The sequence below is a fragment of the Neisseria musculi genome (genome assembly GCF_014297595.2).
Lineage (GTDB): Bacteria > Pseudomonadota > Gammaproteobacteria > Burkholderiales > Neisseriaceae > Neisseria > Neisseria musculi.
In genome coordinates this window covers 701519-721446 of record NZ_CP060414.2, presented here as the reverse complement: position 1 = coordinate 721446, position 19928 = coordinate 701519, and the positions used below count along the sequence as shown (strand labels likewise).

The window sequence follows — 19928 nt, the reverse complement described above, 5'->3', positions numbered from 1 at the left end:
AGGTCTGCCGTGCAGAAACCATTAAGGCATGGCGGGTTAAAACGAAAGGCCGTCTGAAAAAATTCAGACGGCCTCATTGCCGGCCGCTCGGGCATCAGCCAACAGTATGCACAGAAAACGGATTATGCGCCGAACACTTTGAAGCGGCCTTCCAGCGGGGCAAACGTTTTTTCGCCTGCGGGGGCTGCGATGCCGCCGAATACCATTTGCGCGCGCAGCGTCCACGAAGCGGGAAGCGCCCACTCTTTGGCCACGGCCGCGTCAATCAGCGGATTGTAGTGTTGCAGGTTGGCACCGATGCCTGCGGCTGCCAGCGTGGTCCATACGGCGTATTGGTGCATAGCATTTGCATGCTCGGCCCACACGGGGAAGTTGTCGGCATAGGCGGGAAACTGCGCCTGCAAACCTTTCACTACTTCTTGATCTTCAAAAAACAACACCGAACCTGCGGCGGCTTTAAACATATCGAGCTTTTGCCTGGTCGGAGCGAATTTGTCGGCGGGAACGATGGCGCGCAATGCATCTTCGGCAAACTGCCACAATTTTTCATGCTCGGCACCCAACAGCACCACCACGCGGGTTGATTGCGAATTGAACGAAGACGGCGTGTGCAGCACGGCGTGCTCAACGATGCCCGCCACTTCCGCTGCCGGCAGCGGCAGGGTTTTGTTTAACGCATAAACCGAACGGCGGGTTTGCGCCGTTTGTTGAATATTTTGGTAAGCCATAATGTTTCCTTTATAAAATCAGATAACCAAGATAAATTTTGATGCAAGCGATTACCACGGGGCAAATCTTATTTTGCTTTTTTGAACTTGTTGTCTAAAGCCCATGCACCGCCGCCCGCAGCTGCCAAATAGAGGAAAACAAAGCTGTATAGCGCTGCCGGCTCGCCCTGGTTAATCAACGGCAGCAGCGGGGCGGCGGGAGCGTGTGCAATAAAATAAGCCGCTGCCATCAAGCCGGAAAGTATAAAGGCAACGGGGCGGACAAACAAACCGAGCAGCAAAAGCAGCCCGCCGAATGTTTCGAAAATACCCGCAATACCGGGCAGGGACATTAACGGCAAACCATCAAGTTGCGCCACATAAGACAACCCGAAGAGCTTGGCCGTGCCGTGCAGCATAAACATATAGGCTGCGGTAATGCGCAAAACAGAAAGCAAAACAGGTTGGAAACGCGATAAAACGCCCATAAAAAATCCTTAAGATATGTGTGTTTGTTAAAACGTGCGCAGTATAGCCGTTTAATTTTTATTGATATACTATCTTTTTATTGAAACACCGTTTACCAATAAGAAAACATGGACACCCTATTCAGCCTCAAAGTATTCCGCCAAGTAGTGCAAAGCGGCAGCTTCACCCGCGCCGCCGTGCAGCTCGGCATTTCCACCGCCATGGCCAGCAAGCATGTGAGCCATCTCGAAAACACCATTCAAGCCAAGCTCCTGCACCGCAACAGCCGCAACCTGCACTTAACCGAAGCGGGCGAAGAATATTTCCGCCAATGCAGCTATGCGCTTGAAACGCTGGAAACCGCCGCCCGCAAAGCTGCCAACGGCACCGACAAACCGCAGGGCGTGTTGCGCATCACCATGCCCAGGTGGTTTGCCAACCCGCGTTTCAGCGGCTGGCTGGCCGAATATTCCGCACGTTACCCCGATGTGTCGCTCTATCTCGATTTGAGCAACCGACACGTTGATCTGATTGCCGAAGGTTACGACCTGGCCTTGCGCGTATCCGACACACCCAACCCTTCGCTGATTGTGAAGCCGCTGGCCGATATCGAATTTCTGCTGCTCGCCTCGCCGGATTATCTGCGCCGCAACGGCGTGCCGAAAACCCCCGAAGAGCTTGGCAGCCATCCGGCAGTGCTGGCTTCTTATGTGGATATGAGCGGCATCGAAATACGCCACAACGGCAGCGGAAAGTGCACCAAACTGGCCTTAAACCCTGTTGCCCACTCCAACAGCACGCTGATGACGGGCAGCCTGATCCGTGCAGGGGTGGGCATCGGCTACCAGCCCGCATGGTGTGTGGACGAAGATTTGGCTTCGGGCAGGCTGGTGCAGCTGCTGCCGGATTACCATATTTTCACCACCAAACTCTATGCAGCCTATATAGACCGCACGTTTTTAAGCGCGAAAGTACGCAGCTTTATCGATTTTTTAAGCGAGAAAACCGCCGTTTGAACACTGCGAAATATGCCGGGTAAGGCTGAGTACAAAATTTATTTAGGCCGTCTGAAACATCCGATTATCGTCATTCCCGCGTAGGCGGGAATCCAGTCGTTTTTCATAAGTTATTGAAATAAAATATTTGATGGTTTTAAGGCTGGATTCCCGCCTACGCGGGGGTAGCAGCGGACTTGCGAAGCTAATGACAGAATTTAAGCATTTCATACGGCCTTAAGGGTATTTTTGCAAAGGCCCCAGGCTTTTTTTAATTCATCGAGGCCGTCTGAAACGCCTAAGTATCGTCATGCTCGTGCTCAACCCGATCATCTTTTTGTTTAAGAAGAAAAAGAGATACTCGGGCCAAGCCCGAGCATGACGAAATATAAATAAATTCAGGATTAAAACGGTTTTTTGCAAAGGCCTCGGCCTGAAGCCTTTGCAAGCCCGCCCGGCGATAAAAAACGCCGCTTCTTTTAAAACGAAGCGGCGTTTGCCGTTAAAATCAAGATTATTTGCGCAGGCCCAAACGGGTAATCAGGGTGCGGTAGGTGTCGGGCCGGGTGCGGCGCAGATAGGTCAGCAAGCGGCGGCGCTGGCTCACCATTTTCAACAGGCCGCGGCGGCTGTGGTGGTCTTTGGGATTGGCTTTGAAGTGGGGGGTCAGGTCGTTGATGCGGAAAGTCAGCAGGGCAACCTGCACTTCAGAAGAGCCGGTATCGCCTTCTTTGCGTTGGAAATCTTTAACGATTTGTGCTTTTTGTTCTACGGTCAATGCCATGATGGATAAACTCCGAAAAATAATGAACCTTGCGGTTCAGACAAGTTTGCCAAGCCTCAAACCCGTGCAAACTCCTGAAATCCGTTTCAAACGGAAAGCGGGATTATGCCACAACTTTCAGCAGCTTGCACGGATTTTGCCAACCCTTCCGGAAAGCCGGCTTTTCAGACGGCCTTAACGGATTTTACCGCCTGCTTTTCAGGCGGCCGAAAGCCTCGGCAAACCACCTGCTCGGGATACAGCGGCCTACCAACAGTAACGGCAGAACGGGCGGCGGAACGGATAGTAAAAACCGTCCCAACTGTCGTAATAACGCACACGCTCAAGCTCTTGGCGGGCAAGGTAATTCTGCCACGCCATTTTGTAGCAGGCCTGAAACATCGGGTCGGAAACCTTATCTACATAGCTTAGTCGGAACGATTTTTTCACCGGCGCATCCGGGTTTGCCGACCATTCAAACTGTTGCCGCATCAGCTGTGCGGTTTCTTTGTCACATTGCGCCGCCAATGCTACCTGCAAATCCTGTTCGCGTTTTTTCTGCGCCGCTTCGCGTGCCGCGCGCTGCTCGGGCGTAAATGCACAGGCAGCCGCCAACAGCGCGGCAGACAAGGCAATAAATATACGCATTTTGTTCATAAAATCCTCCTTTTCGGGGCAAAAAGCCGAAACCGTTTCCATCATAAATGAAGCTTAATGAAGCTTGCACTTTCTTGGGGGAAATTACATGCTCCGGCCGCCCGGCCGCTGCACCTTCATTAAGCGTTTGACTTCGTGCCAGCAGCCGTCCGGGCGGTGTTCGAGTTCGGCAATCAGGCCGCTTTCCAAGTTGCGGATGTCGTCTGCGCCCTGCGTTTCGTTTCCGGCGATGCGCGCGGGGGCTAAAAAATCCATACGCGGCAACGCATAATAGCGTTTGAGGCCGTCTGAAAAATCATATTCCGCCCAATCTTCTATATAGAGGCCGTGCCAACCATAGGGATTTAACGGGGCATTTTCGGCAGCAGGCGGCGCAGCCGAAAATGCGATGCCGCGCACCACCGTAACGGCGCGCACCTGCTGCGGTTGCAACCCCAAACCGCGCAACACGCCCTGCCCTACTTCGGTTTGCAGCAGGGCGGTTTGCTGCGCGAGCTTGGCGGCTTTATCGGCCAAACGGTCGTGCCGGTTCAAACCTATCATTTCAGACGGCCTGCCGCTTCGGCTGCCGTAGTATTTGCAGGTTAGTTCGATGTGGCACGGCTGCCCGTTAACCAGAGCGATGAAGTCGGCCGCGCCTGCGGTTTGGCCTTGCGCGTTCTGCACCACGGCATTTTGCGCCAGCAGGCGGGTATGCGGCGCGGTTTCCAGCCAAAACGCCAGCAGGCTTTCGGCATACCAGCCCAAACGGTTGCCGAACGGGCAGCGCGCTTGCAGATAGTGCCGCAGGCTTTCAGGGTTGCCGTCCAAATCGAGCAGATAACGGAAGCCTTTGCCGCCCAACAGTTCGCGCACGCCCAATTCTGCGCCGCTGTGCCAGAGTACGGGCGCGGTGAGAACCGAGGCGAGCGCACGCACGCCGGGGTCGGTCAAACGCCACCACAGGGCGTCGAGGGAGTAGTTCATATATCCTAAATAGGTAAATGAAAAATTATAACACTTTAAAATTATAACACTTTTATTCATAAAAACAGGCTGTTATATCAAACAGCCTGTTTAACACCATATAGCAATGCTTAAAAAGCAAGCAGTTGCATTATTTTAAAAGCCGATAGTAGAATTTTTCAGCAAAATAGATGCTGAAAAACACCAAAACCAAAGCTGTAATTATATAAGCATAATTCGGCCATGATGTCGCTTTATAGATTATGTAATATAAAACCCAGCCTATAATCAAGCCTATCAGCCGGAAAAGCATAAGGTTCATTATCCGCTCCTAGTCCATATTCGAAAACAGACCCGAACCCGATAGCCCGGCTCAAGCCTGTTTCATATGCCGCTCATTTACCGTAATAGCGGAGATAAGCTTTTTCAGCAGAATAAATCCCAACAATCATCAGTAAAATGAAGGTAATCCAATAATCATAAACAGGTAAATCGGTTACTGCATATATCAACCAATATACAGCCGCTCCGATTGCTCCACCCAGTATTCTGAATGTTGCCTGTTTCATGATTAGATTTCCTTAATCAGCAGGTATATTGCCACTATTAATATCACTCATAACGGAATTGATATAATTCCTTCCCCAAGCATTGTAGTCAGTTGTTTCGATTACATGGCCAATACCTGCGCCGGCCAACCCTCCCAATACACCCAAACGACCGCCTATTGTGCCTCCAATGGCAGCACCCCAGCCCGGGCCGCTGTCAAAAAACCGGCACCACTTACATAATGCATTTCTTGAATAGTCAAAGTTTTCATAAACCATATTCCTTTAGTTAAAATGATTAAAGCAATCAACTGCATAGTTATGCAATTGTTTCTTTATGAATATGATTTTTTTTAATTTGTTCCCTTTGTTCCCTGTAAAATTTAAAAAACATTTCTTTTCTAAATTTGTCAAAACCTCAATCTTTCAAATTGCGTTTAACGGTGTTTAAAAACCCGCGCAAGATATCGATGTCTTCGGTTTGCGTGCCTGCCCGCATAAACAGGCTCTGCATGCGGCGCATCAGGCGCTCGCTGTTGCGGCGGTTGAAAAAGCCCACGCTTTCCATCACGCTTTGCATATGGGCAACCATGCCGGCGATTTGTTCGTGGGTGGCGGGGTTGGGTTGCGCCGCCTGATGCACCATCGGCGCGCCGGTTTGGCTGAACAGCTCGTAGCATACCACCTGCACGGCCTGCGCAAGGTTGAGCGAGAAATAGCCGGGGTTGCCGTTGATGGTCATCAGGCGGTTGCAGCTTTGCACTTCTTCGATGCTCAAACCGAAAGTTTCATTGCCGAACACCAATGCCGCCTGCTGTCCCTGCGCGGCGGCCTGCAACAGCCCGGGAACCAACTCTTTCGGGGTTTGCAGCGGCGCGGTCAGCTCGCGTTTGCGGCTGGTGAGGGCGCAGCTTAAAGAGGTGTCGGCCAATGCCTCGGAGAGCGTGGCGGTGATGCGGGCATTTTCGAGCACATCTGCCGCACCCGAAGCCAACACAAAACTTTCTTCAGGCAGCCTGAACGACTGCGGATCGGCCGCATCAAACACAGGCGGCTCTTTCGTTACCGGCGTGGCGATAAGCTGCGGTGCCACCAGCGTCAAACGGTGCAGCCCCATGGTTTTCATGGCGCGGGCGGCAGCGCCGATATTGGCCGGATGGCCGGTGCGGGCGAGCACGATGCGGATATTGCCGAGATAATGCGGCAGAGCGGGTTGGGGATTGTTCATGTTTTATTTTCGCAACGGGGGTATAATACGGGCTTCGATTTCATTGTTCAGACGGCCTGAAGCCAAATGAAAAGGCCGTCTGAAACGTTCTTTAAAAAAACATTGGAAACCGCAAAACGCCGAGTTGGTTTGCGCATTATTGCACCCGATTGGAAAAGCCGCCATGAACCCGATTTTGAACACTGCCCTCAAAGCCGCCCGCAAAGCAGGCGATATGATGATACGCGCCTCGCGCAATTTAGACGCCGTTAAAACCGACAGCAAAGCATTTAACGATTTTGTTTCCGATATCGACCGCAGTTCCGAAGCCATTTTGGTTGATGCGCTCAAAGAAGCCTACCCCCACCACAAAATCACCGCCGAAGAAGGCGGCATGCAAGGCAAAGCCGCCGCCGAATACGAGTGGATTATCGACCCGCTGGACGGCACCACCAACTATCTGCACGGTCACCCGCAATACGCCGTTTCGATGGCGCTGCTGCACAAAGGCGTGTTGCAGGAAGCCCTGGTTTATGCTCCCGAGCGCAACGATTTATATATGGCCTCGCGCGGCAAAGGTGCGCTGCTCAACGACCGCCGCATCCGCGTATCCAACCGCATCGAGCTGAACCGCTGCCTGATCGGCACCGGCTTTCCCGTTGTCGATCAAAGCATGATGAATACCTATCTCGCCATTCTGAAAGACGTTCTCGCCAAAACCGCAGGCGGCCGCCGCGAAGGGGCGGCCTCACTGGATTTGTGCGCCGTGGCCTGCGGCCGTTTTGACGGCTTTTTCGAGTTCAACCTCAAACCCTGGGACATCGCCGCCGGCGCTTTAATCGTGCGGGAAGCAGGCGGTATCATTACCGATATGAACGGCAACGGAAACTGGCTGGAAAGCGGCAATATCGTGGCAGGCAACCCGAAAGTGCTGGTGCAGATGCTGCAAATCATTGCCCCGCATGTAAAATAAACAGCCGATGCCTTTAATCAAACCTGTTTGAAACCTGCAACATCCGTTTACCGTTATATCCGAATTTAATACAGAGATTTCCACAACCGCCCGGGCAACTTGGGCGGTTTTACCGTTTCCGCAACCGGCAGCCCTACTGCGCCATATCCAGCCGCGCCTGCGGCGGCAGCAAAAGCTGGTAGGCAGGCACACCGAGAGCAAGTGCCATTTTTTCGATGTTCGACAAAGCGATATTCCAGCGTTTGCGTTCCACCGCCGACACATAAGTGCGGTCCAACCCGCACCGCCGCGCCAATTCCTCCTGCGACCAGCCCCGGTTCACACGGAAAAGGCGCATATTATAGGCCAGCACAGCACGCAAATCGTCTCCGGCGGGCAGCTCTGTAGGGGCGGTCAGTTTGTTGCTCATCATGCTTCCTTGTGAATTTGCCTTCACGGATTTTACTTCACTGTTTTAAAAAAATCAATACGCCGCAACCAAGTTGCACCAATCTGCCGGAACGCTTTGCTTGCCCACCGCAGCACAGCCGTCAGCCGGCATGGTTTTTGCGCAGGCTTTCCAATTCATCGAGAAGCTGCATAATCAGCGCGGTAGCCGGAATACCGGCTTCAAAATCCCGGCTGATTCGGCGGGCGCGGCGCAGGCGGGCAAGCTGGAAGCCGCTGAACACGGCTTCATCGGGGCTGCCTCCCACCGAAATGATTTCTTCCTCAATCACGCCCACCACCCAGTCGCGGTCATTGTTACAGGCGCGGACGACTTCGTTAAAACTCAGCTGCACATCGTATTCGTATTCTTGGCTCATGGTTTATCCTTTCACACCGTAATGCTCCGCCAATTTCTGCCAAGCGGCACGGTCGGCTCCGCTGTCGGCACGCGGCAGCACAATATTCACGGTCAGATATAAATCGCCCGCTTCTTTGGCCGGAATACCTTTGCCTTTCAGGCGCAGGTTTTGGCCGGTGCGGCTGTTGGCAGGGATATTGACGTTCAGACGGCCTGCCGGCGTATCCGCTTCTATTTTGCCGCCGACAGCCGCCGTCCACGGCATCACATCGATACGCTGATAAATATCTTTGCCGCTTTTCACATACAGCTCTTCCGATTCGCGAAAGCGCACTTTCAAATATAAATCGCCGTTTGCGCCGCCGTTAAATCCGGGCAGACCCTGTCCGCGCAGGCGGATCTGCTGCCCTTCACCGATGCCTTTGGGGATTTTCACATGCAGGGTTTTACGTTCGTAGGCCATTTCGCCCTCAGCATTGAGCGTGGGCATATCGATGCTTAAACTACGCTCGCTGCCTTCGTAGGCCGAAGCGATGTCTATGCTGAGTTCGGCATATTGGTCTTCGCCCTGCAAAGATTCGCCCGGCCGCCGCCCGCGGGGCTGCTGCGCATGGCCGAAAGCGGAGAAAATATCATCAAAGCGGAAGTCGCCGCTGCCGAAAGGCCGGCCTTCGCCGAAGCGGCTGCTGTCGAAATGGTGATGCTGATAGCCCTCTGCACCCGTATCGAAGCCGCCGAAGCCTTCAAACCCGCCCCGCCCCGCGCTGCCGGCCTGCTGCCGCGCCTGAAACGGATTGGCCAGCATTTCATCGTATTCGGCACGCTTTTCAGGATCTTTCAGAATATTGTAGGCAAGATTGATTTCGCTGGTTTTTTGGTCGGCATCGGGGTCGTTGCTGACATCCGGGTGATATCGGCGCACCAGTTTGCGGTAGGCTTTTTTAATTTCGGCAATATCCGCATCTTTAGACACGCCGAGTATTTCGTAATAAGTTTTTTCGGTTGCCATCATTGCTTTCCGTTTGGTGTAAATATTGTTTATGCGCCCGCTTCAATGGCGGCGCGTTGGATAGAGTTTGAAGTAATGATACTCAACAGAAAATCAAGAGCAGGCGCGAAAAATATTCGAAAGGCCGTCTGAAAGTTTCAGACGGCCCTGCCGCAATAGTTATTCTTTATTACCGGATATTATCTGTTGCGCGAACCCTTGCACCTACTGTTGCAGCCGATAAGATTACCTAGTAATCTATTCGAAATATTTTATAAAAACAACCGTTTGTATAATACATACGGAATGATGAATGAAACCGGTTATAAGCAATATTATTTGGGGCTGTAAGAAAAAAATGGAACATTTTATAGAAGAAAATTGTCCGCTGATCGATTGGAAAGCAACGGTAAGCGACGCCGAATCCGCTTTAAAGCACAGCTTTCCGGCTTATGAAACGGTGTTTGAGCAGGCAGCATTGCAGCAATTGATTGAAAATTACAGTACAACGTATGCTGAAGCAGAAGTTGAGATGCAGTATAACCCTGCGTATTTAGGGGGCATGATTATTACAGCAGGCACGGCCTTTATTGCGCGGAGTTCGTCAATACTGTGCGCGAAAAGCGCAAATGCCGCCTGCAGACGGTAATAAAGGTTGGTGCCGATCCGCTGAATTTCCGATCTTGGGAAGACATCACCGTGCCGTAAACAATCAAAAACATTTTTTTGATACGCTGGATCGGTAACGATATTCTTTTGATAGGCGATGGGAAGCAATCGGGATGGATTCCCAACGCTGCGAAAGGCGGGCGCATATGTTATCCGTTTGAGTTTCCTTATGAGGAACCCCCAACGAGATTGATCAGAATGGTGGACGGCAAAACTTATCTTACCAATGGCCGTTATGTGTTTGTACCGGAATACGGCAGCGGCGTGTTGCCCGAGTGGAAAGTCATCGCCGAACCGGCCGATCCGATAGATTCGGATTGTGTTTCGTTGGCGCCCGGCCGCTTTTTCTATGTAACGCCACAGGGATTCGACAACAGCCCTGTCATCAGCGAATTTGATACGCTTGCCGGCAAAGTGGCGCAAACTTTCCGCCCCGAGCGTATGAACCATCAAACCCGGCTTCAAAAGCTGGATAACGAATGGTTGGTGGTTTACCGCGTTGGAGACGGAGAAAAAGAATACGATATGGCGCAGTTTTGGAATATAAAAAGCGGTGAGCGCATCGCCATGCCTTTCGGCAGATTGGGGAAATATATGCTGAACCAGATATTGCCGCACCCGGACGGCTCCACCTTGCTTTATGTTAATGATGCCGATTTTAACGGCTATATTTTACGCATAGAAAATATGCTGGAAAAACTGAGGACTATGCAGTAATATTGCCAAAACTGCGGTGGATGTCGATGATATTCCACCGCGTTTTTTATCAACGGAATATACTTGAACAAAAAACGGTAATGGAACGTGAAAAAATTTATTATGCGGCGGTGATTCTGATTTCGGCGGTTTCCATTTTGCTCAGCCCGTTTTTTTATGTGCGCCGCACGCGCAAGCCACAAAATGCCCAACCTGCCGAACGCCGCTGGCGCGCGGTGGTTGCCGGCAATCTGTTGATGGTGCTGGCTCTGCTTGCGGTGTGGTGGTTTTGGCTGCGGCAGGCATGGTAACCCCCTCCGGCCTTGCCCGTTTGATTTTCACACGGCATACTGCATACTTCGCGTTACGGAAAGAAAACCATGCACAACATCATCCGCCTGTCTGCCGCCGCCCTACTCTCGGCAAGCATATTGCCCGCATCTGCCGCACCGGTTTACGAGTGTATGCAAAACGGGAAGCGCGTTTATACGCAAAACCCCGGCAGCCATTGCCAAAAAGCCGATGTCGGCAGAGTCGGCCTGTATTCCTCCACACCGCCGGCAAACAATCTGCAGCCCGCCGCACAGGAGAGCCGTGCCGAAAACCGCGCGGCCGGCTCAGACACCATACAGCGCCAAGCCGCCCGACAGCAACTCGAGCAGGCACAAAAAGCGTTGGAAGACGGAAAAAAGGTGCGCTACGGCAACGAACGCAATTATGTGCGCTACCAAGAGCGCATCCGGAATCTTGAAGCGGCGGTAGGCGAAGCACAGCAAAAACTCGATGCGCTGGATAAAACAGATGATTCCGGCGGAGCAGCAATTTCCCGATAAAGCCAGCGGGATATATTTCAATCGGCATCAAATACAAATACAGCAAATCTGCTTGAAAAAACCAAGCAAGTCGACCAAATGCAGGCTATAGTAGAAATTCCGCAACCAGAAGCATGTTCCCGCATCCCGTTATGGTGTTGCTGCGGTTCGCCGCCCGCTGCCGAAAATGAAGAAAGGAAACCCGCCATCATGCCGAATACTGCAAGACAGCGCAGCAATAGCATGATTTTAAATATGATTTAAAAACAAACCGGCTATCGGCCCGGCAGCCATTGTGCCGCTTTGACCAAATGCTGCGTTATATTCTCAAAATGGCCGCCGCTGTTACGCTCAAAAAACGTTACGGCTCCCGCTGCCTGCCAGTTTTGCCGTGTGGCAAGTATGGCGGTTTCAATTTGCGCCAAGCGTGGGTTTTTGGCGTTTTTTTCTTTGCTGCCCACTGAAAAATAAGCGTATTCGGGCAGAAAAAGCGGTGTGTTTGCGGCGGCAAACTGCTGCCAGCCGTCAAACCACAGCGATGCAGAAACAGCGGCCATACGGTTAAACAAAAACCGGCGGTAGGAGCAATAGGCGGCGAACAACCCTGCCAAAGAATAACCCAACACACCCCGCCATAAAGGGTTCAGGCCGAACTGTTTTTCAATTGCGGGCAAAACGTCAATGGCAATCCATTCAAGATAAGCATCTGCACTACCGCCAAAGTCAGGAGCCTGCCTGAAGGCACGAGGCGCCGGCCACGGTGTGAACGCGTGTTCCCAAACCGGTTCATCGATGGCTGCCCGCCGGTGAGCTCCGCCAGCGCATCGGATTCCTGCCTGTTTGAAAACGTCAGCAGCAGCGGCGAGGTTTGCGGGTGTTCGGGCAGATAAGCGGTGATGGTTTTGCTGCCAACGGTTAAGGTTGCGGTTTGCATGACGTGTTTGCTCCGTTATCTTGCAGCATCAAGGCCGTCTGAAAGGTTTCAGACGGCCTCAGGTTATTTCGGGCACGGAGATGGGGTTACGCCAAGCCTTTTTTCTCCAGATAGCTTTCATAACCGCCCAAGTAATGCTCGTAGCCGCCTTGTCCGTCCAGCTCGATAATCTGGGTGGCCAGTGATGAAACAAACTGACGGTCGTGGGATACGAAAATCAATGTGCCTCGATATTTTTCCAGCGCCATATTCAGCGATTCGATGCTTTCCATATCCATATGGTTGGTGGGCTCGTCCATAATCAGCACATTGGGTTTCAGCAAAATCAGTTTGCCATAGAGCATACGGCCTTTTTCACCGCCGGAGAGCACCTGCACCTGCTTTACCACATCGTTGCTGCCGAACAGCAGCCGCCCCAGCGTACCGCGCACCGTCTGCTCATCATCGCCCTCCCCGCTCCATTGGCGCATCCATTCGGTCAGGTTCATATCCACATCGAAATCGTTTTCGTGATCTTGCGGATAATAGCCCACATGGGCTTTTTCCGCCCATTTGACGCTGCCCGAATCGGCACTGAGGCCGTCTGAACAGCGGCTGTCGAACGCGCCGGCCAACAGCTTCAGCAGGGTGGATTTGCCCGCACCGTTGGGGCCGATAACGGCCAGACGCTCGCCTGCCTCAAGGATAAAGCCCAGGTTTTTAAACAATGGCTTTTCAAAACGCTTGCCCAAGCCCTGCACTTCCACAGCTTGGCGGTGCAGCTTCGATTTCTCATCGGTTTCAAAGCGGATATACGGGTTTTGGCGGGTCGAGGGTTTGACTTCCACCATTTCGGATTTGATTTTGTCGGCCTGTTTCAGACGGCTGGTTGCCTGGCGGGCTTTGGATTTGTTGGCCGAAAAGCGCGCCACGAATTCCTGCAATTCCTGCAGTTTTTCTTTGGCCTTGGCATTATCGCGCATGGCACGTTCGCGCGATTGCGCCGAAGCAAGCATATAGTCGTCATAGTTGCCGGGGTAGATGGTGATGCTGTTATAGTCCACATCGGCCATGTGTGTGCACACTTCGTTTAAAAAATGGCGGTCGTGGCTGATGATAATCATGGTCGAATCGTATTGATTGAGCACACCTTCGAGCCAGCGGATGGTGTTGATGTCCAAATTGTTGGTCGGCTCGTCCAAAAGCAGCACATCAGGCTTGGAAAACAATGCCTGCGCCAGCAGCACGCGCAGTTTGAAGCCGGGAGCAACTTCGCTCATTTGCGCGTTGTGCAGCGGTTCTTCGATACCCACACCGCTCAACAGCTCAGCAGCGCGCGCTTCGGCAGTATAGCCATCGTATTCGGCAAACTTGGCCTCCAACTCGGCTGCTTTCATATAGTCGTCTTCGGTGGCTTCGAGATTGGCATAAATCGCATCACGCTCGGTCATCGCCGCCCACATTTCAGCGTGTCCCATCATCACCACATCCAGCACGCGCATATCTTCATAAGCAAATTGGTCTTGACGCAGTTTGCCCAAGCGCACGCCGTTTTCAACCGCCACTTCACCACTGGTCGGCTCCAAGTCCCCCCCCAAGATTTTCATAAAGGTTGACTTTCCCGAGCCGTTGGCACCAATCAGGCCGTAGCGGTTGCCTTCGCCGAATTTGACAGACACATTCTCAAACAGCGGCTTTGCGCCAAACTGCATGGTAACACCGTTGGTAGAAATCATGATTCCAAACCTTATTTGCAGATATTCGAAATTCAGGGCAGCGCTTGAACACTGCCCTGTCAAAAATCACGGCCTGCCCCGTTCCCAATCATACCGACCGGTTATCAACCCGGCAGATAAATTGCCCAACCGGCAATATGGGAATGCGGCCGCCGCCATAAAGGCCGAAATTATAGCACGAATCACTACCGGCAGCGTTGGGCTATTGCAGTATGGCACCGCTCAAACCCGCCCCTTTTCCGGCAAACCGATGATGCCGACTGCCCTACCATACACGGCCGCCCTGCCCGGCAAACCCTGCGCTACACATTTCCACTTCCCCGCGATCCCCAAGCTTCTGAAAACATCTGAAAACATTTGAAACGCCGCTTACTCCTTCTTAAAAAACACCCGCAGGCCGTCTGAAAAATCATTCGAAGATTTTTGAAACCATCTGAACAGTCCGCCCGAACAGGCCGTTTGAAAACCATATCCCCCCTTGATTTCTGCTTTATCCAATCCGCTGTTCAGACGGCTTCAAATTCCGATTCAGACAGTGTCAAACAACCCCAATAAGGCCGATACAGGCTTATTACCCGCAATATCACAAAAACCGGCAGCCTTGCAGCAAGCCGCAATCATCTGCCTGGTATTTTTATATTGACGCATATCAAAAAAAACGCCCGTCAAACTGCAATGTTTTTTTAAAGTGCTTGACGGGCAACACTTATTTTCAATACGATAGCAACCATAAAAAAACTTAAAAAAACGGCTTGAAAACGCAACCGTTTTTAAAAAACAGACAATGACACCGATGTCATTTTACAAAACAAACGTCTGCTTTCCTGCATCCCGTCCGGCATCGCTTGAGTGCTCGGGCAATTTGATTTCGACACTGCTACTTTTTCCAACTTCGGAGCATAATATGAACGCTAAGAAAATCCTGTCTTTTCTGTGTGCCTCTCTTTTTGCCGCACCCGCTTTTGCAGCCAACACAGATGCCGCACTGACCACTACCGATGATTATGTCAATGCCGGAGCAAAACGCGCATCGCGGGATTTCAACATTATCCCCGACCGCCTCGGCATCCACGGCACCATCCGTGCCCGCGCCGATGCAGGCGACACCGCCGCCAGCTACACGGCCGTACCCAACCCCGCCAACAACACCGTCAGCCATCTCAACGCCGATTTATGGCTTTCTGCACGCATTTATAAAGATTGGAAAATCGTTACCCAAATCGAGCCCCAAATCGACCTGGAAACCGGCAAATTCAACGGCGACCATGATGTGCCCATGAACAAACTCTATGCCGAGGGCACCGTGTACGACAAAATCAAAGCGCGCGTTGGCAAATTCGGCGCATTTTCTTCATACGGCCGCGTGCTTGATAACGAAGTAACCGGCGGCGAATTGTTTTTCGACTACAAATTCCCCACCAAAGTTGCCGTTGCCCGCGTAACCAAACATTTAAACGACAACCCTTGGGGTGTAGAAGTACGCCGCGAGATGATGGTTTCCGCACAAACCGTGGTTCCCCTGAGCGACAAAGTCAATATCGGCGCCACCGCCGTTTATCTGGATAATGTGAAACAGCCCGACAACAGCCGCAAAAATGCCGTTTTCGGCGAAATCGGCGCCGATGTAAAATTTAACGACACCTGGGGCGCAATGGCAGCCTACAGCCGCTCCAACCTCACCGGCGTTAAAGACAGCGCGGGTAAAAAAGTATCGCCCGATGGAATATTTGCCGGCGTAAAATTCAAAAATGCCGACTGGGCAACCCGCAATTCTTATGATGTATTCTTCAATCTGCGCCGCGTTGGCGCAATGTCGGGCATCTCTTCGGTTGAAGACTACAGCAAAAACGTACAAGGCGCACAAATCGGCATGAACTACGTTCCCTACAAAAATTTCAAACTCAACGCGTTCTACCTGCACGGCAAACAAGTCAACGCTACCGCGGGCAATAGCAAACAAGATGTCAACGTAGTGCGCGGCCAAATTGAATACAAATTCTAAGCCTGTATAGAGTTATACAAACACAAGCCGTCTAAAAACAGTTTCAGACGGCTTGTGTTCATCCCAAAACCATTATGTCGAAGCAGAATAATTAATCGGGCATGGCTCCTTCGTTTTGATAAAGCGTAAACAGCGGCACACCACGGGTGCGGATATCGGCCCCGCCGGGCAGATCGGTAAACTCGAGAATCGCGGCTGCTTCGATGATTTTGCCGCCGAGTTTGCGGATCAATTCAATGCCTGCCTGCATGGTGCCGCCAGTAGCCACCAAATCATCGACCAGCAACACCCGTGCGCCTTTCTGAACGGCATCGGTATGGATTTCTACCGTTGCCTCTCCATATTCCAATGCGTAGCTTTGCGACAGCGTTTCAAACGGCAGTTTGCCTTTTTTGCGAATGGGTACGAACCCTACATTTAATTGGTAAGCCAAAGCTGCCCCAATAATGAATCCGCGTGCGTCCAAGCCGGCCACCACATCGATTTTCTGCCCCATATAGCGGTAAACCAGTAAATCTACCAATAAGCGGAAATATTCTGGGCTTTGCAATACAGGCGTAATATCATGAAATAAAATGCCTTTTTTCGGCCAATCCGGCACTTTGCGGATTTTTTCATACAACTTGCCCACGCCCATCACATCGGGATGAATCAGCATATCAATCTTGCCCTAAACTTTGATAGTCAATAAATAGTTGATTGTAGCAAAGCTTTGTTCCCGTTGTCGCCCCATCTGCCGCTGTGGCATAATAAGCGGCAATCTCCCTTTCTTGACCCTTATCATGCAAGCATCTTCCAAAGGCAATATTTTTATTATTTCCGCTGCTTCCGGCACCGGTAAAACCACGCTGGTCTCCCGCCTCACCGAACACCACGGCGACATCCGTGTATCGGTTTCCCACACCACCCGTGCGCCGAGAACCGGCGAGAAACACGGCTGCCAGTATTATTTTGTCGATACCGCAGAATTTGAGCAGATGATCAGCGAAAATGCTTTTCTCGAGCATGCCAAAGTGTTTGACAATTATTACGGCACCAGCGTGGAAGGCGTAAACCTGCTGCGCTCTCAAGGCTATGATGTTATTTTGGAAATCGATATCCAAGGTGCCGAGCAGGTGCGCCGCGTGTGGCCCGATGTATGCAGCATTTTCATTCTGCCGCCTTCGTTTCAAGCTTTGGCCGAGCGGCTGACCGGCCGCGGTACCGATACAGCCGAAGTGGTGGTCAAGCGTTTGAGCAAAGCCCGTTGCGAAATCGAACAGGCGTTTTTGTTCGATTATGTGGTCGTAAACAATGACTTGGCCGAGGCTGAAGCCGATTTGCTCTCTATCATTAAATCACACCGTCTCAAACAGTCTTCGCAACAGCTGTTTGTGGAAAATCTGTTGGAAAATTCTTAAAAAACAGCGACAATATATCCCTATTTCTTTTAACATTTCTTTAAACCGTTTATCACGAGAAAGCATCTGACAAAATGGCACGAATCACCGTAGAAGACTGTGTTACCAAAATTCCCAACCACTTCGACCTCACCCTCACCGCCGCCCGCCGCGCCCGCCAGCTCGAAAACGGTACAGCCCCGCTGGTTGACGATGTGCGCAATAACAAACCCACTGTTACCGCTCTGCGTGAAATTGCAGCAGGCGAAATTACCACAGAGCTGCTCAAACGCAGCAAATAACCGTATGAGGCCGTCTGAATGCGTGCGCCGCAACCTACCGCTCCATATGATCCGCTGACAACAGAAGCCCGCAACCTGCTGTTCCGCACGGCTTTCTACTTGGACAATAAAGAGCAAGATTTGCTTGAAAAAGCCTGCGCTTTCGCCTTTCATGCACACGACGGTCAAACCCGCAAAAGCGGAGAACCCTACATCACCCATCCGCTGGCCGTTGCCACACAGCTGGCGGTTTGGCATATGGACATACAGGGATTGTGTGCCGGCGTGATGCATGATGTGCTCGAAGACACCGGCGTAACCAAGCTCGGAATGGCTGCCGAATTCGGCGAAACCATCGCCGAAATGGTCGATGGCCTCTCCAAGCTTGAAAAGCTTGAATACAACAGCAAGGCCGAACATCAAGCCGAGAGCTTCCGCAAATTGATTTTGGCCATGACCAAAGATGTACGCGTGATTGTGGTCAAACTTGCCGACCGCCTGCACAATATGCGCACACTCGGTTCGATGCGCCCCGAAAAACGCCGCCGCATCGCGCAGGAAACCCTTGAAACCTATGCCCAAATTGCCAACCGCATCGGCCTGAACAATGCCTATCAGGAATTGCAGGACTTATCTTTCCAAAACCTGCACCCGCGCCGCTACGCAACCCTGCAAAAAGCCATGAAGGCCAGCCGCCGCAACCGCCGCGATGTGGTGGGCAAAGTGTTGCGGGCCTTCAGTGTGCGTTTGGTTGATGCCAATATCGAAGCCAAAATCAAAGGCCGTGAAAAAAACCTTTACAGCATTCATCAGAAAATGCAGTCTAAAAATCTGCGCTTTGCCGATGTGATGGATATTTACGGCTTCCGCGTGATTGTAAACAGCATTCCCGCCTGTTATGCCGCACTCGGCGCCCTGCACAGCCTCTATCAACCCAAACCCGGCCGTTTTAAAGACTATATCGCCATACCCAAAAGCAACGGCTATCAAAGCCTGCACACCACGCTGGTCGGCCCCTACGGCCTACCTATCGAAGTGCAGATACGCACTTGGGAAATGGATGCGGTAGCCGAAGGCGGAGTTGCCGGCCACTGGATCTACAAATCCGGCAAAAACACCATCGACCAAGCCACGCTGCACACCGACCGCTGGTTGAAAAATATTCTCGACCTGCAAGCCGGCAGCGCCAATGCCATGGAATTTTTTGAAGCCGTCAAAGTCGATTTATTCCCCAACGAAGTGTATATCCTAACCCCGAAAGGAAAAATTCTGGCGCTACCCAAAGGTGCCACCCCAATCGATTTCGCCTATGCCGTGCATACCGACATCGGACACCGCACCGTAGCCGCGCGCATCAACAACACCATGATGCCGCTGCGCACCAAACTGAAAACCGGCGACTCAGTCGAAATCATCACCTCCGAGCAGGCCAAACCCAACCCCGCATGGCTGAATTTTGCCGTATCCAGCCGCGCCCGCAGCGCCATCCGCAACTACATCAAAAACATGAACCGCAAAGATGCCGTTATGTTGGGAGAAAGTCTGCTGCAAAAAGCCCTTTCCAGCCTGCTGCCGCAGAATATCCTGCTTTCAGACGGCCTGAAAGAAAAATATCTGGAAGACCTTAACAACAAACAAACTACATTTGAAGATGTGCTCTACAATGTCGGCATGGGCCATACCCTGCCCGTTACCGTAGCTATGCACATAGCCGGGTTGGCGGGAGAACATTTCGGCGGAGAAGTCCGTCTGAGTCCGATTAAAATAAACGGCAGCGAAACCGGCAGAATACAGTTGGCGCAATGCTGCCAACCCCTGCCCGGCGATGCCGTCCGCGCCCTGCTGGTTAAAGGCCAGGGTTTGGTTATCCACCGCGACACCTGCCCCAATATGCTGAAAGCCGACCCCAACCTGCATCTTGATGCCGACTGGGAAAACATCACCGACCAAAATTTCCATACCACACTGATTGTTGGCTCCCGCGACACCCGCGGCCTGTTGGCTTCGATGGCTCAGGCAATTTCAACATCCGGCGCAGACATCGAATCAGTGGAAACACCGCAAAAACAGCCCGGCACCGAGGGATTTATCGAATTCAAATTCTTCCTGAAAGTAAAAAACACCGAACAGCTCAACGAAATTATCCGCGCCCTGCACGCCATCCCACAGGTGCAGCATATCATGCGGGTTTGACCAAACGAAACAGTTGCCGCTCAAAAATATCTTCCGTAATACCAAAACCGGCCAAACTGCCTGCCGGCTTACCGGCAGCGGATTCAGATAATTTCCGGCACAGCAGCAGGTTGCAGACAGATACCGCAAAGGTAGTGCCGCACTATAACCCTGTATGACCGTAAGCAGGGTTCATTGTGTAACGGTCAAATAAAACACAGCGGCCGGAT

The 19928-nt window shown here is 51.9% G+C and carries 24 protein-coding genes; 10 read left to right on the top strand and 14 right to left on the bottom strand.

All coding sequences use genetic code 11. The annotated features are described in order from the left end of the window. Positions 1-122 precede the first annotated feature (122 nt). Positions 123-728, bottom strand: a complete 606-nt coding sequence (locus H7A79_RS03615) for a nitroreductase family protein (RefSeq protein ID WP_187001072.1) — start codon at positions 726-728, stop codon at positions 123-125. 68 nt (positions 729-796) lie between these two features. After that, a complete protein-coding gene (locus H7A79_RS03610) occupies positions 797-1195 on the bottom strand; it encodes a DoxX family protein (protein WP_187001071.1) in 399 nt (132 codons plus the stop codon). Positions 1196-1303: 108 nt separating this feature from the next. Here H7A79_RS03610 and H7A79_RS03605 point away from each other — a divergent pair, with 108 nt between their 5' ends. Beyond that, complete coding sequence (locus tag H7A79_RS03605) at positions 1304-2191, top strand: LysR family transcriptional regulator (protein WP_187001070.1); 888 nt, start codon at positions 1304-1306, stop codon at positions 2189-2191. A gap of 493 nt (positions 2192-2684) precedes the next feature. Here H7A79_RS03605 and rpsO read toward each other — a convergent pair whose 3' ends face one another. The 6 genes from rpsO to H7A79_RS03575 form a co-directional block, all read right to left on the bottom strand. After that, positions 2685-2954: a 30S ribosomal protein S15 gene (gene rpsO / locus H7A79_RS03600; RefSeq protein WP_135033850.1), complete on the bottom strand. Its 270-nt coding sequence runs from the start codon at positions 2952-2954 to the stop codon at positions 2685-2687. 246 nt (positions 2955-3200) lie between these two features. Then, positions 3201-3590 carry a hypothetical protein gene (locus H7A79_RS03595; protein ID WP_187001069.1) on the bottom strand — a complete coding sequence of 130 codons (390 nt, stop codon included), beginning with the start codon at positions 3588-3590 and terminating at the stop codon, positions 3201-3203. An 84-nt stretch (positions 3591-3674) separates the two neighbouring features. Next, positions 3675-4556, bottom strand: a complete 882-nt coding sequence (locus H7A79_RS03590; protein ID WP_187001068.1) for a DUF1853 family protein — start codon at positions 4554-4556, stop codon at positions 3675-3677. 374 nt (positions 4557-4930) lie between these two features. Further along, a complete protein-coding gene (locus tag H7A79_RS03585) occupies positions 4931-5104 on the bottom strand; it encodes a hypothetical protein (protein ID WP_187001067.1) in 174 nt (57 codons plus the stop codon). 12 nt (positions 5105-5116) lie between these two features. Further along, the gene (locus H7A79_RS03580; RefSeq protein WP_135033847.1) at positions 5117-5362 is read right to left on the bottom strand and encodes a hypothetical protein; all 246 of its coding nucleotides are present in this window, start codon (positions 5360-5362) and stop codon (positions 5117-5119) included. A gap of 139 nt (positions 5363-5501) precedes the next feature. Then, positions 5502-6311, bottom strand: a complete 810-nt coding sequence (locus H7A79_RS03575; protein ID WP_135033846.1) for an RNA methyltransferase — start codon at positions 6309-6311, stop codon at positions 5502-5504. A 163-nt stretch (positions 6312-6474) separates the two neighbouring features. Between H7A79_RS03575 and H7A79_RS03570 the strand changes: the two genes are divergently transcribed. Further along, positions 6475-7263, top strand: a complete 789-nt coding sequence (locus H7A79_RS03570; RefSeq protein ID WP_187001066.1) for an inositol monophosphatase family protein — start codon at positions 6475-6477, stop codon at positions 7261-7263. A gap of 133 nt (positions 7264-7396) precedes the next feature. Here H7A79_RS03570 and H7A79_RS03565 read toward each other — a convergent pair whose 3' ends face one another. From H7A79_RS03565 to H7A79_RS03555, 3 genes are all read right to left on the bottom strand, one after another. Then, positions 7397-7675 (bottom strand): helix-turn-helix domain-containing protein, encoded by a 279-nt coding sequence (locus H7A79_RS03565; RefSeq protein WP_187001065.1) that lies wholly within the window; start codon positions 7673-7675, stop codon positions 7397-7399. 118 nt (positions 7676-7793) lie between these two features. After that, complete coding sequence (locus H7A79_RS03560; protein WP_135033843.1) at positions 7794-8069, bottom strand: chaperone modulator CbpM; 276 nt, start codon at positions 8067-8069, stop codon at positions 7794-7796. Between the two features lie 3 nt (positions 8070-8072). Further along, positions 8073-9062: a DnaJ C-terminal domain-containing protein gene (locus H7A79_RS03555; RefSeq protein ID WP_246408047.1), complete on the bottom strand. Its 990-nt coding sequence runs from the start codon at positions 9060-9062 to the stop codon at positions 8073-8075. A gap of 289 nt (positions 9063-9351) precedes the next feature. Here H7A79_RS03555 and H7A79_RS03550 point away from each other — a divergent pair, with 289 nt between their 5' ends. The 4 genes from H7A79_RS03550 to H7A79_RS03535 all read left to right on the top strand — a co-directional run bounded on the left by H7A79_RS03550 (position 9352) and on the right by H7A79_RS03535 (position 11236). After that, positions 9352-9687, top strand: coding sequence for a hypothetical protein (locus H7A79_RS03550; protein ID WP_135033842.1), 336 nt, complete (start codon positions 9352-9354; stop codon positions 9685-9687). A gap of 218 nt (positions 9688-9905) precedes the next feature. Next, positions 9906-10424 carry a hypothetical protein gene (locus H7A79_RS03545; protein WP_187001064.1) on the top strand — a complete coding sequence of 173 codons (519 nt, stop codon included), beginning with the start codon at positions 9906-9908 and terminating at the stop codon, positions 10422-10424. Positions 10425-10504: 80 nt separating this feature from the next. Continuing rightward, positions 10505-10714 (top strand): hypothetical protein, encoded by a 210-nt coding sequence (locus H7A79_RS03540; protein ID WP_187001063.1) that lies wholly within the window; start codon positions 10505-10507, stop codon positions 10712-10714. 69 nt (positions 10715-10783) lie between these two features. Further along, positions 10784-11236: a lipoic acid synthetase gene (locus tag H7A79_RS03535; protein ID WP_187001062.1), complete on the top strand. Its 453-nt coding sequence runs from the start codon at positions 10784-10786 to the stop codon at positions 11234-11236. A 254-nt stretch (positions 11237-11490) separates the two neighbouring features. Here the strand turns inward: H7A79_RS03535 and H7A79_RS03530 are convergent, their stop codons facing one another. Next, positions 11491-12009 (bottom strand): alpha/beta hydrolase-fold protein, encoded by a 519-nt coding sequence (locus H7A79_RS03530; RefSeq protein WP_246408121.1) that lies wholly within the window; start codon positions 12007-12009, stop codon positions 11491-11493. Positions 12010-12235: 226 nt separating this feature from the next. Further along, positions 12236-13864 (bottom strand): ABC-F family ATPase, encoded by a 1629-nt coding sequence (locus H7A79_RS03525; protein WP_135033775.1) that lies wholly within the window; start codon positions 13862-13864, stop codon positions 12236-12238. Positions 13865-14768: 904 nt separating this feature from the next. Between H7A79_RS03525 and H7A79_RS03520 the strand changes: the two genes are divergently transcribed. Beyond that, on the top strand, positions 14769-15866 hold the full coding sequence (locus tag H7A79_RS03520) for a hypothetical protein (protein ID WP_135033773.1): 1098 nt from the start codon (positions 14769-14771) through the stop codon (positions 15864-15866). Between the two features lie 91 nt (positions 15867-15957). Here the strand turns inward: H7A79_RS03520 and H7A79_RS03515 are convergent, their stop codons facing one another. Then, entirely contained in the window at positions 15958-16524 is a 567-nt protein-coding gene (locus H7A79_RS03515) for an adenine phosphoribosyltransferase (RefSeq protein ID WP_135033772.1), read from the bottom strand. Between the two features lie 124 nt (positions 16525-16648). Here H7A79_RS03515 and gmk point away from each other — a divergent pair, with 124 nt between their 5' ends. The 3 genes from gmk to H7A79_RS03500 all read left to right on the top strand — a co-directional run bounded on the left by gmk (position 16649) and on the right by H7A79_RS03500 (position 19719). Further along, positions 16649-17266: a guanylate kinase gene (gene gmk / locus H7A79_RS03510; RefSeq protein ID WP_135033771.1), complete on the top strand. Its 618-nt coding sequence runs from the start codon at positions 16649-16651 to the stop codon at positions 17264-17266. A gap of 74 nt (positions 17267-17340) precedes the next feature. After that, positions 17341-17547: a DNA-directed RNA polymerase subunit omega gene (gene rpoZ, locus H7A79_RS03505; protein WP_135033770.1), complete on the top strand. Its 207-nt coding sequence runs from the start codon at positions 17341-17343 to the stop codon at positions 17545-17547. A gap of 18 nt (positions 17548-17565) precedes the next feature. Then, the gene (locus H7A79_RS03500) at positions 17566-19719 is read left to right on the top strand and encodes a RelA/SpoT family protein (protein WP_187001061.1); all 2154 of its coding nucleotides are present in this window, start codon (positions 17566-17568) and stop codon (positions 19717-19719) included. Positions 19720-19928 lie beyond the last annotated feature (209 nt).